This is a genomic window from Chryseobacterium sp. Mn2064, assembly GCF_049319685.1.
Taxonomy (GTDB): Bacteria; Bacteroidota; Bacteroidia; order Flavobacteriales; family Weeksellaceae; genus Chryseobacterium.
Window position 1 is genome coordinate 820,408 of the sequence record NZ_JBMOUE010000001.1, and the last position, 12,413, is coordinate 832,820.

14 protein-coding genes are annotated in these 12,413 nt (G+C 35.8%); 4 read left to right on the top strand and 10 right to left on the bottom strand.

Annotation, left to right across the window (positions count from 1 at the left end):
- Nucleotides 1–112: 112 nt before the first annotated feature.
- The gene (locus ACL9RH_RS03570) at nucleotides 113–334 is read left to right on the top strand and encodes a hypothetical protein (RefSeq protein WP_422691966.1); all 222 of its coding nucleotides are present in this window, start codon (nucleotides 113–115) and stop codon (nucleotides 332–334) included.
- An 89-nt stretch (nucleotides 335–423) separates the two neighbouring features.
- Here the strand turns inward: ACL9RH_RS03570 and ACL9RH_RS03575 are convergent, their stop codons facing one another.
- From ACL9RH_RS03575 to ACL9RH_RS03605, 7 genes are all read right to left on the bottom strand, one after another.
- Nucleotides 424–669, bottom strand: coding sequence for a hypothetical protein (locus tag ACL9RH_RS03575; protein ID WP_422691967.1), 246 nt, complete (start codon nucleotides 667–669; stop codon nucleotides 424–426).
- A 788-nt stretch (nucleotides 670–1,457) separates the two neighbouring features.
- Complete coding sequence (locus ACL9RH_RS03580; protein WP_422691968.1) at nucleotides 1,458–2,816, bottom strand: M20/M25/M40 family metallo-hydrolase; 1,359 nt, start codon at nucleotides 2,814–2,816, stop codon at nucleotides 1,458–1,460.
- 80 nt (nucleotides 2,817–2,896) lie between these two features.
- Complete coding sequence (locus ACL9RH_RS03585; RefSeq protein ID WP_422691969.1) at nucleotides 2,897–4,303, bottom strand: M28 family peptidase; 1,407 nt, start codon at nucleotides 4,301–4,303, stop codon at nucleotides 2,897–2,899.
- A 55-nt stretch (nucleotides 4,304–4,358) separates the two neighbouring features.
- A complete protein-coding gene (locus ACL9RH_RS03590; RefSeq protein WP_422691970.1) occupies nucleotides 4,359–5,603 on the bottom strand; it encodes a DUF1015 domain-containing protein in 1,245 nt (414 codons plus the stop codon).
- A 2-nt stretch (nucleotides 5,604–5,605) separates the two neighbouring features.
- Nucleotides 5,606–6,571 carry a D-2-hydroxyacid dehydrogenase gene (locus tag ACL9RH_RS03595; protein WP_422691971.1) on the bottom strand — a complete coding sequence of 322 codons (966 nt, stop codon included), beginning with the start codon at nucleotides 6,569–6,571 and terminating at the stop codon, nucleotides 5,606–5,608.
- 123 nt (nucleotides 6,572–6,694) lie between these two features.
- A complete protein-coding gene (gene serC, locus ACL9RH_RS03600) occupies nucleotides 6,695–7,759 on the bottom strand; it encodes a 3-phosphoserine/phosphohydroxythreonine transaminase (RefSeq protein ID WP_422691972.1) in 1,065 nt (354 codons plus the stop codon).
- Between the two features lie 128 nt (nucleotides 7,760–7,887).
- Nucleotides 7,888–8,238 (bottom strand): 4Fe-4S dicluster domain-containing protein, encoded by a 351-nt coding sequence (locus ACL9RH_RS03605; protein WP_422691973.1) that lies wholly within the window; start codon nucleotides 8,236–8,238, stop codon nucleotides 7,888–7,890.
- Between the two features lie 60 nt (nucleotides 8,239–8,298).
- Between ACL9RH_RS03605 and ACL9RH_RS03610 the strand changes: the two genes are divergently transcribed.
- The 3 genes from ACL9RH_RS03610 to ACL9RH_RS03620 all read left to right on the top strand — a co-directional run bounded on the left by ACL9RH_RS03610 (nucleotide 8,299) and on the right by ACL9RH_RS03620 (nucleotide 10,612).
- On the top strand, nucleotides 8,299–9,333 hold the full coding sequence (locus ACL9RH_RS03610; RefSeq protein ID WP_422691974.1) for an acyl-CoA reductase: 1,035 nt from the start codon (nucleotides 8,299–8,301) through the stop codon (nucleotides 9,331–9,333).
- Nucleotides 9,334–9,382: 49 nt separating this feature from the next.
- Nucleotides 9,383–9,847, top strand: a complete 465-nt coding sequence (locus ACL9RH_RS03615; RefSeq protein ID WP_422691975.1) for a peptidylprolyl isomerase — start codon at nucleotides 9,383–9,385, stop codon at nucleotides 9,845–9,847.
- A gap of 78 nt (nucleotides 9,848–9,925) precedes the next feature.
- Nucleotides 9,926–10,612, top strand: a complete 687-nt coding sequence (locus ACL9RH_RS03620; protein WP_422691976.1) for a Bax inhibitor-1/YccA family protein — start codon at nucleotides 9,926–9,928, stop codon at nucleotides 10,610–10,612.
- Between the two features lie 445 nt (nucleotides 10,613–11,057).
- Here ACL9RH_RS03620 and ACL9RH_RS03625 read toward each other — a convergent pair whose 3' ends face one another.
- The 3 genes from ACL9RH_RS03625 to ACL9RH_RS03635 all read right to left on the bottom strand — a co-directional run bounded on the left by ACL9RH_RS03625 (nucleotide 11,058) and on the right by ACL9RH_RS03635 (nucleotide 12,371).
- Entirely contained in the window at nucleotides 11,058–11,306 is a 249-nt protein-coding gene (locus ACL9RH_RS03625) for a DUF6952 family protein (protein WP_422691977.1), read from the bottom strand.
- Nucleotides 11,306–11,614 carry a thioredoxin family protein gene (locus ACL9RH_RS03630; protein ID WP_034698499.1) on the bottom strand — a complete coding sequence of 103 codons (309 nt, stop codon included), beginning with the start codon at nucleotides 11,612–11,614 and terminating at the stop codon, nucleotides 11,306–11,308. The genes ACL9RH_RS03625 and ACL9RH_RS03630 overlap by 1 nt, the downstream gene beginning before the upstream one ends.
- A gap of 124 nt (nucleotides 11,615–11,738) precedes the next feature.
- Nucleotides 11,739–12,371 carry a peroxiredoxin gene (locus ACL9RH_RS03635; RefSeq protein WP_422691978.1) on the bottom strand — a complete coding sequence of 211 codons (633 nt, stop codon included), beginning with the start codon at nucleotides 12,369–12,371 and terminating at the stop codon, nucleotides 11,739–11,741.
- Nucleotides 12,372–12,413: the final 42 nt, after the last annotated feature.

The window sequence follows — 12,413 nt, forward strand, 5'->3', positions numbered from 1 at the left end:
TAGCAGTCCCACTTTGGGGCTGTTTTTATATCCAAATACCGTTAAAATCCGGATTTCCTTAGGTGAAAATTATTTCTATATTTAACGATCACCGATAAAACAGAATAAGAATATGTTTGATCTTAATTATGACCTGATAAAACAGGAAATTGAATCCGAAGTATGTAAAGAACATCATCTGCATCCTGAATTTGTTAAAACAGACGATGGTTTTGGCATAAAAGCCTGCTGTCAGCCCTTCCATGCCGAATTAGTGGCAAAATCTGAAAAAATGATTGAAGAAGAAACCAAAAACTTCCTCGATAAAATGATGAAAGATCTATTTAATGAATAGGCAGCCTGATTATAAAATGTAAGGATACAATTTATTACAAAAAAACCGCTCTTTTGAAGCGGTTTTTTCAGTAAAAGAAAGATTAAAAGTTATATGTTTCTGCCGAATCCTTTCTTCATTCCTGCTCCCGAAAGAGAACTGATGAATACAAGGCCAAAGCCGATGTAAGCGGCAAAAGCGGTCAGATATATTATTAAGCTGTTTAAGCTTGGGTTCGTGGTATATACCAATACAGAAAAGGCAGCAAAACTCAACACCAATAGCAGGCTCCAGATATGCATTTTTGCAGCGTCTTCATTTCTCTTAAAAATCATTTCAAAAAAGTCTCTCATCATTACTAACATTTTAAGGGTTATACATTAATTAATAGCATAAAACAACAGTCTTATCACGGTAAAAAGAATGGTAAGTTCTCTTACTGGGCTAAGGTTCATGATAGCTTTGCTGCTTATACAGATATTATCAATCCGAATTTAAAAATCCGGAATACATAAACAAATTTTGAATCATTGCTCAATGATCCGAGGGTGATGATACCAGTCAGATACGGGGCATAATACTGCTGTGAAAAATCAACGGGAGTGTTGGCTTTTCACGAACCCGTATCCTTTACGGCATCGTAGAAAAAAAAGGATTCATATACATCAATATGAACTTGAATCAGTGGAAAACTGAAAATCCACAGAAAACCTTTTTTCTCATCCTTAGTGCTTTTTTATAATTTTTTCTCATTTATTGATATGCGAATTTCATGCCAAAGTTCTGTTTTTGTGATCAGTGCTTTGTTTCAAGAGGGTAGAGTAATGGTTGTGGAATATGTTTTTTTTATTTGATATCTTATTAAGTTTAGAAAAATTTTCTATTTTTTGAAAATTATTAATGGAAATTAAGAAAAATTTTCCGAAAAAGTTTCTATCTTATTAATTGGAATAGTTATTTAAATATATTATTTCGAGATTATCTTTGCAGAAATATCACCAATAGAATGATTCAAAATCTATTCTTTAAAAATTTCCCCAGTCATCTGTGTTAATCTGTGAATTATGTGGTTTAAATATTTTCTATTGAATGGAGGCTTATCGTTTTAAAAAAAGAAAACCGCCTTTACAGACGGTTTCATATTTTACCAGTTTTTATCAATCATATAAATGATCTGCGTCAAAGTTGTGGCACCCAATAAAAGTTCTCTTCGGTTTACCTTTTCAAAAGTATCTTCTTCTGTATGGTGAATGTCAAAGTAACGCTGCGAATCCGGCATTAACTCTGCAGCAGGAATTCCCATGTCATGAAGCGGATAGAGATCTGTTCCCGAGAACCTTTCTTCAAAGTTATACACTCCGTAAGGAAGGAATAGTTTTGACCAGCTTTTAATCTGATTTCTCTTGGCATCGTCCATATCAAGAGCAATTCCTCTTGGAGCAAAACCTCCGGCATCGGTTTCAATCGCAAAGAGATGTTTTTCGTTATTTTCTTTTACGGTTTTACCATATTGTATTCCTCCTTTTACACCATTTTCTTCATTCGCAAAACAAACCACTCTGATCGTATGATTGTTTTGGATGCCCAGCTTTTTAAAAGTTCTCAATACTTCAATGCTTTGAACAATTCCTGCACCGTCGTCATGAGCTCCTTCACCAACATCCCAGGAATCGAGATGCCCGCCAACAAGGATCACGCTTTGGTCTTTTTTACCAGTAATTTCTCCGATCACAGAGTGCGAAAGCTTTTCCCCCTTCATACCACAATTGGAATTAAGTTTGGCAGTGACTTTCTGACTTTTCAACAGCGCTTCCAGTTCGTTTGCAGTGGTGTTTCCAACAGCAACAGCCGGAATTTTGGAAACATTATTTTCATAACGCATTGCTCCGGTGTGAGGAACGTTGTCGAAAGCAGAAGAAAGCGATCTGATAATAGCAAACTTTCCTCCTTTTTTGGCCGTTAAAGATGCGGCGGTTGTTCTGTATTTCGCAGCATCACTATATCCTTTAAAAGTTTCTATAAAAGACTGATTGAAAGGGTAGTTGAAGAATATAATTTTATCTTTTACCTTTTCCGCAGGAAGCTTATCATATTCTTCCATAGATTTTACCATGATAATTTCTCCGGAAACATCTTTTCCTCCGGTTCCTTCAGAATTTCCTAATGACAGCATCTTTAAACTTCTCCATCTTCCGTCGGAAGTTTGAATGTATAGAGATTCTTTTCCTCTTTCCCAAACCGGGATCATTACTTCCTGAAGCCAGACTTTGTCCGCTCCGGCATTACGAAGCTTCTGTTCTGCCCACTTTACAGACTTTTCGTAAGCTTCTGAACCGCTTAAACGATGGCCTATATTTTTCGTAAGTTCTCTAAGTTCGTTGTATCCTTTTCCATTGTTCAAAATCTCTGTAGAAATTTTATTGAATTGTATGGAATCCTCTTTGGTTTGGGCAAAAGCAGCCATTCCAAAAAGTAATAGTGAAGTTCCTAATATCTTTTTCATTGTTACCAATTTTATTGATCCTATAAATAATTTGTGTCTGGAAATGGTTTCATCTGATGTTGCCAAATGTCCCTTCCATCTTACCAGTTTTTATCTACCATAAAAATCATTTGCGTTATTGCAACGGCTCCCAGTAGAAGTTCTCTTTTATTCACTTTATCGAAAGTATCCTGTTCAGAATGGTGATAATCAAAATATCTTTGAGTGTCAACCACAAGTTCGGCTAGAGGAATATCCAGTTTTTTTAAAGGAGAAATGTCCTGGATAGCTTCGGTTTGGTCAAAATCATATACTCCATAAGGAAGAAAATATTCTTTCCAGGGATAAATGAGTCTTCTTCTCTGAGGAGACATATCCAGTGAAAAACCTCTTGGAGAGTAGCCACCGGCATCTGTACCTAGAGCAAATACGTGTTTTTCGTCTTTCTTCTTTATATAAGCGGCATACATTTCTCGGCCTTGGCCGCCATTTTCACTGTTGGCAAATAAAACGACACGAATGGTATGGTTGTTTTCATACCCGAGTGCTTTTAAGGTTCTTAAGACTTCGATACACTGAACAACTCCGGTTCCATCATCTATTGCTCCTTCACCAAAGTCCCAGGAATCCAGCTGGGCTCCTAAAACAATGACTTTAGCGTCTTTTTTACCTTGAATTTCAGCAATAATATTCGGATTGGTAGTTTCTCCTTTAGATTCGGCTGTCATGTTGATTTTGGCCGTAACCTTTTGCTTTTTTATTGTTTTCTCTAATTCATCTGCCGATTTTACGCCAATTGATAAAGCGGGGATTTTAATTTTGTCATCCGGCTCATAGTAAATCATTTTGGCATGAGGCGTATCGTCATTAGCCGTCGTTAATGATCTTATGATTAATGCTTTTGCTCCTGTTTTTGCAATAACAGAAGCAGAAATTAACTTTGATTTTGCTGTCTGTAAATAAGAGTCACTGGTGTTGATAATTTTCGGGTCCATAGGAACGTTTACGAAAACTATTTTATCTTTTAACTGTCCTATTGACATTGCGTTAAGATCTGAAGTGGAATTGATTAAAACAATTTCACCTGTAAGGTCTTTTCCGCCTGTTCCCTGAGAGTTTCCGAAAGAAAGCATTCTGATGTTTTTCCAGTCTCCATTTTCGGTTTTTATGTGTAGAGATTCTTTTCCGCGTACCCAGACAGGAGCTTTGGCTTCTTGTCTCCAGATCATGTTGATACCGATTTCTTTGAACTTTTTCTCTGCCCATTCTACAGCTTTTGCATATCCCGGAGTAGCGCTAAAACGAGGCCCGATGCCTTTTGTAAGTTCTCCAAGATTGTCATAAGCTTTACCATTGGTCATAATCTCATCTGAGATCTTTTTGAATTCCTCATGGTAATTTAATTTTACAGGAATAGCTGTTTTATTGGCAGGTTTTTTCTGTGGTTTTTTTTGAGAAAATAAAAATCCACTCAAAAAGAGTGGAAGTATAATGAATATTTTTTTCATTTTTTATTTACCTTTCTTTTTCCGATGATAAAAGTAGGGAAAAATTAGGAATTTATTAAGGTTTCATATCGTACATTAAAAGAGCTGTAATTAATTTTGGCTCAATGAATGTACATTTTGGAGGCATACTCAGTTTCAGATCTGAAATTTTAATCATATCATTAAAACTTACAGGATAAATCCCAAAACCTACTTTACCTTCACCAGCGTCTATTTTTTCTTTTAAAATATTGATTCCATTGATGTTGGAAGTTCCTTTTACATAAGAAATAAGTTCAGAGCTGTCCGGATCTTCAATTTTTAAAATATTTTTGAAAATGTATTTATCTAAAAGATGGTGGTCCAGATTATCCAGAGACATTTCTTTGGAACGAAGATCATGCTTCACGTGAAGAGAGTAGAACTTCCCATCCAGATACATTGAAATGTGGAATTTCTGAGAAGGATAGTATGGTGTTTCTCCTTTCTCGTGGATCAGGAAATATTTGTCCAGCTCCTTCAGGAAATCTTCAGAGGAAACACCGTTCAGATCATGTAAAATTCTGTTATAATCGTGAATTTTAATCGATTGGTTGGATACGATGAAGCTGTATACAAAGTTGTACTGTTCTGTTCCATTATGTCTTTTGTTTTTGTCTTTTTGTCTTTTTGCGTTCAATGCTGTAGATCCAATTCTATGGTGTCCGTCAGCGATATAAAAAGAGTCGATCTGATCGATTACTTCTTTGAACTGCTGTAATTTCAGACGATTGTCTATTCGCCAGATTTTATGTCTGATTCCAATAGAGTCTATATGATTGAAGATCGGAACATTCTTTTCTTCATGGTTCATCAGCAACTCAATTTTTGAATTGGCAGGGTAGGTAAGCAGTACGGGTTCTGCCTGCAGGTTTACTTTTTCCAGGTAATGAGCCAGTTTTTCTTTTTTCTGAGGAATGGTACTTTCGTGTCTTTTGATTTTTCCACCCCAGAAATCTTCAATACTTGCTAGCCCCAGAAGTCCTCTGAAAACCTGTTTGTTGGGATAGATCTGCTCATAAAGATAGTAGGCTGAATTGTCCTGGACCAATTTTTTTTCGTCCAGAAGTTCTTCAAAGGTAGAACGGATTTTTCTAAGGTTCCGGTCAATATCTTTAGATTTACTTACAACGTATGGTTTAATCATATTGATGTAAGTATTCTCAACTTGAGCTTTCTCTGCAATCTCTTCCTGGGTAAAATTATCCAGAGGATGTGTAGGGAAAGTGCTCTCGATGTCTCTATGAGGTCTTATTCCACGGAAAGGTTTAAAAACAGGCATATTTATCTTATAGTTTCTTTTTGTAGCTTAATAATTTGTTCTGCAAGTTCGACACCGATTTTCTCTTGCGCATCTACCGTATTTCCTCCTACATGAGGAGAAAGGGATAGTGCCGGGTTCATGAGTAAAGGCAGTTCCGGAGTAGGTTCGTTTTCAAAAACATCCAAAGCGGCTCCTGCTACTTTTCCAGATTCGATAAAATCGATCAGTGTCACTTCATTGATTACGCCTCCTCTTGCAGTATTGACAATATAAACACCGTCTTTCATTTTTTCAAACTGAGGCGTGTCTATAATATATTCATGAGTTTTAGGAGTATTGATACTGATAAAATCTGCATCTTTAAGGAAAGCATCCATATCATTGGTGGAAGTGATTTCGAAGTTTACAGACTGGCCGTCGAAGAAGTTCAGCGTAAGAACTTCTGTTTTAGGGCTTCTTGTTAGAACCTGTACTTTCATTCCTAAAGCAATTCCTATTTTGATAACTTCCTGGCCAATGCTTCCGAAGCCAATTACTCCTAATGTTTTTCCTGAAAGTTCATACGCATTGCTGAATGATTTTTTCATGGCATTGAAGTGAGTTTCTCCTTCTAAAGGCATCAATCTGTTGGATTCATGAAGGAATCTTGCCAATGAAATAAAATGTCCGAATACCAATTCTGCCACCGATTTTGAGGAGGCTGTAGGGGTATTAATGACTTTAATTCCTTTGCTTTTTGCGTATTCAACATCGATATTATCCATACCGATACCGCCTCTGCCTATGATTTTAAGACCAGGGCATGCATCAATCAGATCTTGTCTCACTTTGGTTGCACTTCTCACCAAAAGAACATCCACATTATTATCGTTGATAAAATTAATAACGTGATCTTGGGCCACTCTATTGTCCAGAATTTCAATTCCGGCTTCTTTTAGAGTACGTTCTCCTGCTTTTGAAATGCCATCGTTTGCTAAAACTTTCATGTGTTATTGGATTTAAAGATTGAAAGGTTTACCTATTTCAATATTTTAAAACTGGGGCGCAAATTAATAAATTTAAATTAACTGCTATTACATCTTTCAATCTTTGAATTTTTATTACTTAAATTATTTGATAGATTTCATTACGTCTACCAATACCTGTACGCTCTCAATCGTTAAAGCGTTGTATAGGCTGGCTCTGTATCCGCCAAGGCTTCTGTGGCCATTTAAACCACTGATTCCTGCCGCTTTCCATGCATTATCAAATTCTTCTTTTTTACTTTCATCTGTAATTTTGAAAGATACATTCATTAAAGAACGGTCTTCTTTTACACAGAATGTTTCAAATAACGGGTTGCTGTCTATTTCATCATAAAGAAGTTTTGCTTTTGCTTCATTTCTTTGTTCTGCAGCAGCAATTCCACCATTTCTTTCAAGATGCTGAAGAGTCAGTAAAGACGCATATATCGGGAATACCGGTGGAGTATTGTACATCGATTCTTTAGAAATGTGCTGTGAATAATCCAGCATAGACAACATATTTTCTCTTCCTGTTTTACCAAGAATTTCTTTTTTAATCACCACAAGGGTAACTCCGGCAGGTCCCATATTTTTTTGAGCTCCTGCGTAGATTAAATCAAATTTAGAAAAATCAAGCTGTCTTGAAAAAATATCAGAACTCATATCACATACCATAAGGGTATCCACTTCAGGGAAAGACTTCATCTGAGTTCCATAAATGGTATTATTGGAAGTACAGTGGAAGTAATCGTATTCCGAACCAACAGTATAGCCCTTAGGAATGAAAGAATAGTTTTGTTCTTTTGAAGATCCTACAACGTCTACTGTCCCCAGTTTTTTTGCTTCTTTAATAGCTCCCGCAGCCCATGTTCCTGTATCCAGATAAGCCGCTTTTCCTCCTACTTTCATCAGATTATAAGGGACCATAGCAAACTGCATGCTGGCACCGCTTCCTAAATAAAGTACTTCATAATCATCACCAAGATTCATCAACCTTTTTACAATTGCACGCGCTTCGTCCATTACCGCAACGAAATCTTTACTTCTGTGAGAGATTTCAAGAAGAGACAGTCCGATACCATTAAAATCCAAAATAGCCTCTGCTGATTTCTCAAATACCTCTTGTGGTAAAATACATGGCCCTGCGCTGAAGTTGTGCTTTTTGTTCATATTTTTATTTTTTGGTTGCTATCGGAATATATTCTATTCCTTTTGCTTTGTTTGTGGTTTTCTATAGAGAATTATTATGTTTTTGGGGGTAAAAAAAGCCGTCTCAAAGATCATGAGACGGCGTCTTTTTATTCGCCGTGTAAGAATGCTTTTTTATTAAGTAGAGCCTCTTCAGATTCTACATGATCCTCATCCGGAACACAGCAGTCTACTGGGCATACAGCCGCACACTGTGGCTCCTCATGGAATCCTTTACATTCTGTACATTTATCTGTTACAATGAAATAAACATCATCACTTACAGGTTCCTGAGATGCATCAGCATCTATCGTAAGACCTGAAGGCATTGTTATAGTACCCTGAAGACTTGTACCTTCCGAAGCTTTCCAATCTACGGCTCCTTCATATATTGCATTATTTGGACATTCCGGTTCGCAAGCCCCGCAGTTAATGCATTCATCAGTTATTTTAATAGCCATCGCTAATTTTTTTTAAATTTGCACAAAATTACAAAATATTCCCCAATTTTTAAAGTAATTATGAATACGGAAAATCAAGTTTTAGGACTTATTGAATTAAGCGATTATATAAAAGCGTTTTTATCGAAGAAAACAGAAGATTATAATGAAGATGATGTTAATATTGAATTATTATTAAACAAGTCTAAAATTGAAAATCAATGGTTTACTATTGAAAATCAGAAATTTGCTTTACAGCAATGGGCAGATCTTCTTACAGAAGACAATATCAAAAACTGGCTTGAAAATTATTCAATCTCTACAACCTCAAAGCGAGTAGGACTAATTTTGGCTGGAAATATCCCTTTGGTAGGTCTTCATGATGTAATTTCTGTAGTGCTGAGCAATCATATTCCTGTAATTAAGCTGTCTTCAAAAGATAAATATCTGATTCCGTTCCTGTTGAATAAGTGGAATGCATTTTCTGATGGTCAGGTTCAGTTCGAACTGGTAGAGAAGTTGGAAAATTTTGATGCGGTAATTGCGACAGGAAGCAATAATACAGCAAGATATCTTGAATATTATTTTAAAGACCATTTAAGCATTATCCGTAAAAACAGAACTTCTATTGCTGTTTTGAAGGGCGATGAAACAGAAGAAGAAATGAAGCTTCTGGCTGAGGATATTTTCCAGTATTTCGGATTAGGATGCAGAAATGTGACAAGAATTTTTATTCCTCAGGATTTTGTGATTGACAGGCTTTTCGAAAGTTTCATCGGTTTCCAGGATATTATTCATCATAACAAGTATGCTAACAATTATGATTATAACAGGGCCGTTTATCTTTTGAATCAGGAAAAATTCTGGGATAATAATTTTGTGATGCTTAAAGAAGATGATAAGTTGTTCAGTCCGCTTTCTGTGATCAATTTTAGCCGTTATGAATCTCTTGATGATGTAAAGAATTTTATTGCTGAAAATGAAGAAAATATTCAGTGTATTGTTGCTAAAAGCGAGTTGGGATTAAACTCAATTTCTTTTGGTGAGGCACAAAATCCGGGGCTGGATACCTATGCGGATAATGTGGATACAATGAGATTTTTGGAATTGGTGTGATTTTCGTATCTTCCATCACTTATTTTCACCAAATAATAAGTTTGATCATATGAGAAAATTATTTCTAGGCCTTGCTATCATAATCGGGCAGTTGATGTTTGCCCAAAAGGTTGTTGATGTGAAGGTGGAAGGCAGTCAGAAAAAGGATTTGCCGGCAGAATTGGATAAAGATAAAATAGCAATATATAACGCTCAGTTTACCAAATTTATCGCTGCTTTAAAATCTTCAGACAGAAAAACGATGGAAAGCCTGCTTGCGCCAAAAGCCAAGGAAGTGGTGACGGATGTTGTTTATAAAAAACTGTCTGCAGATATTGATTTTAAAAAGACGCTTGTTTTGTTTAAATCAGGATATAAATCCACGATGGATGGAAAGGCTTATCCGATGATTATTTATAAATATTCTGACGATCAGTTGGCAGCACCGGAAAATATAGTAACTGCCGTATTTGAAAATGACGGAAAGATATTAGGGATAAAGCCGAAGCCTAAAAAGGTTGCGAGCACTAAGTAATAATTCTTTTCTTTTTACTGTCATGTATGTTGGAGGTAATAAAAAGTATGAAATAAATTAAACAAAAAAATATAAATTATGAAGACCGATGTTTTAGTTGCTCATTCTTCAGAAATGGAGAAAGCGGATTTTTACAAAAAGACGTATTTGCACGTTGCTTTGTCAATTCTTGCCTTTATTGGAGTGGAAACGGTTCTATTGAAAACAGTGCCCGCTGAAGTTATTATGATGATGTTTGGCCAGCGATATATTTGGCTTCTGATTATTGGAGTATTCTGGTTAGCTTCTGTTTTAGCGTCCAAATGGTCAATGTCACAAAGTAAGTCGACGCAGTATCTTGGTTTAGGGTTTTACATCCTGCTTGAAGCTGTTATCTTTATGCCCTTGCTTTTTATTGCGGTTAATATTGCGGGAGCAAATGTGATCTTTCAGGCAGCAATGCTTACTATTGCAATGTTTGCCGGTATTTCTGCGGTTGCTTTTACTTCTAAAAGAGATTTTTCTTTTTTAAGGAATATCATTGTAATCGGAGGGTTTATCTCAATCGGACTCATTGCAGGAGGAATGCTTTTCGGTTTCAACTTAGGGCTATGGTTCTCTGTGGGAATGGTTATTTTGGCTTCTGCAACCATTTTGTATCAGACTAGTAAACTGAAAGATTCTTATGGTACAGAGCAGTATGTAGGAGCGGCTTTGCAGCTTTTTGCTTCTATTATGCTTTTATTTTGGTATATTTTAAGTATCCTGATGAGCAGAAGAAATTAATTGAATTTCTTTAATACAATACAGTCCCGGTGAAGTTTTCATCGGGATTTTTTATTTCTTTTTGGATGCAAGTCTTAGCTCCAATACATGTTGTGTTTGATTTTTTTTTGACCACGGATTTCACGGATTTACACGGATCGTTGAGCGTATTTTTTGATTAATGAAGCTGAGTATGTATTTATTCGTGGTGTTTGTGTGAAATCTTTGTGTTATTAGTGTTATGGTATTATAAGCTGTAAAACCAAAAAATCCCAGTGAAAACTCACCGGGATTTTGATTGGGTATTCTTCAATATAAGCAATACGATTACTACCTCATACTTGCTTTGGGAGCTTTCTGAAGTTCTGATTTCGCAGAAACTAATTGATTATTGAGGAATATAAAGAAGTATAGTTATGAGGAAAACCTCAGGAATTTTGTGTTTTTCAATTGTGTATTGAAAATATTATTTGTCGATAGACCCAAGTACTTTTTGTGCAAAAGAGTTTAAAGCATCTTTTTCACTCATTCCGTTCTGTACGTTGGAATGAACTTCTAAAGCACCGCAGATGTTGGTAATAAGCTCTCCTGCAACGTTTAGATCTTCTTCACTTGTTCCTCTGAACTCGCTGAAACTTTCCAGAACCTCTAAGGTTTTCTCAAGATTTTCAGGAGTCTGATTCTGATAAAACTGTCTGATGATAGGTAATTTCATTATGCTAATTCGTTAAAAAGATTAATTAAACTTTCTGCCTGGTTAGACTGAACCTGGTTGACCAATTCACCGTTTTTGAAGATCGCGAAAGTAGGTAAGTTGTCTACTTTTGCTAATTTTCTACTTTCAGGAAGTTTTTCAGCATCTACATATAAAAACGGGATAGAATCGTTTTCTGAGGCTAATTTTTTGAATTTAGGCTTCATGATTCTGCAGTTTCCGCACCATGTTGCGCCATATTGTACAACTACTTTTTCGTTGTCGTTAACTATATTTTGTAATGTATCTTCGGTTAATTCTGTGTACATGATTGTAATTTGAAAGTTGTTAATTTGAAAATGTGCGAATGCTTTATAAAGAAGAAAATGAGATAATTTTTAACTATCCTGAGATTAATTTCAAATTATCTCATTTTCAAATTAACACATTATATTAGTTCTTCGCTAAGTACTCTGCAGTAGAAGTTCTGTCAGCTTTCATTGCATCTTTTCCTTCTTCCCAGTTTGCAGGACATACTTCACCGTGTTTTTGAACGTGTGTGTAAGCGTCAATTAATCTTAAGAATTCTTTTACGTTTCTTCCTAGAGGCATATCGTTTACGGCTTCGTGGAAGATTTTTCCAGTTTCGTCGATAAGGTAAGTTGCTCTGTAAGTTACGTTAGAACCTGTGAAAACTTCTTCTCCTTCTTCATTGTATTCAAAATCCTGATCTACAATTCCTAGAGCGTTAGCCAATTGTCTGTGAGTATCAGCTAAAAGTGGATAAGTTACTCCTTCAATACCTCCGTTATCTTTTGGAGTGTTTAACCATGCGAAGTGTACTTCATTTGTATCACAAGATGCACCGATTACTTTTGTGTTTCTTTTTTCGAATTCACCTAAAGCCTCCTGGAAAGCGTGAAGCTCTGTAGGGCAAACGAAAGTGAAATCTTTTGGGTACCAGAATAAAAGAACTTTTTGTTGGTTGTTTACTGCTTCATCAAGGATGTTGATTCTTAGATCGTCACCCATTTCAGACATTGCATCGATTGTTAAATTTGGGAATTTTTTTCCTACTAAAGACATAATTTTCTGTTTTTATATTTAAATTTCTTATGCAAATATAGA

Excerpts from the sequence above, each read along its gene's own strand:
- ACL9RH_RS03570 (WP_422691966.1), top strand. The coding sequence starts at position 113 with ATGTTTGATCTTAATTATGACCTGATAAAACAGGAAATTGAATCCGAA.
- ACL9RH_RS03575 (WP_422691967.1), bottom strand. The coding sequence starts at position 669 with ATGATGAGAGACTTTTTTGAAATGATTTTTAAGAGAAATGAAGACGCT.
- ACL9RH_RS03580 (WP_422691968.1), bottom strand. The coding sequence starts at position 2,816 with ATGAAAAAGATATTAGGAACTTCACTATTACTTTTTGGAATGGCTGCT.
- ACL9RH_RS03585 (WP_422691969.1), bottom strand. The coding sequence starts at position 4,303 with ATGAAAAAAATATTCATTATACTTCCACTCTTTTTGAGTGGATTTTTA.
- ACL9RH_RS03590 (WP_422691970.1), bottom strand. The coding sequence starts at position 5,603 with ATGCCTGTTTTTAAACCTTTCCGTGGAATAAGACCTCATAGAGACATC.
- ACL9RH_RS03595 (WP_422691971.1), bottom strand. The coding sequence starts at position 6,571 with ATGAAAGTTTTAGCAAACGATGGCATTTCAAAAGCAGGAGAACGTACT.
- serC (WP_422691972.1), bottom strand. The coding sequence starts at position 7,759 with ATGAACAAAAAGCACAACTTCAGCGCAGGGCCATGTATTTTACCACAA.
- ACL9RH_RS03605 (WP_422691973.1), bottom strand. The coding sequence starts at position 8,238 with ATGGCTATTAAAATAACTGATGAATGCATTAACTGCGGGGCTTGCGAA.
- ACL9RH_RS03610 (WP_422691974.1), top strand. The coding sequence starts at position 8,299 with ATGAATACGGAAAATCAAGTTTTAGGACTTATTGAATTAAGCGATTAT.
- ACL9RH_RS03615 (WP_422691975.1), top strand. The coding sequence starts at position 9,383 with ATGAGAAAATTATTTCTAGGCCTTGCTATCATAATCGGGCAGTTGATG.
- ACL9RH_RS03620 (WP_422691976.1), top strand. The coding sequence starts at position 9,926 with ATGAAGACCGATGTTTTAGTTGCTCATTCTTCAGAAATGGAGAAAGCG.
- ACL9RH_RS03625 (WP_422691977.1), bottom strand. The coding sequence starts at position 11,306 with ATGAAATTACCTATCATCAGACAGTTTTATCAGAATCAGACTCCTGAA.
- ACL9RH_RS03630 (WP_034698499.1), bottom strand. The coding sequence starts at position 11,614 with ATGTACACAGAATTAACCGAAGATACATTACAAAATATAGTTAACGAC.
- ACL9RH_RS03635 (WP_422691978.1), bottom strand. The coding sequence starts at position 12,371 with ATGTCTTTAGTAGGAAAAAAATTCCCAAATTTAACAATCGATGCAATG.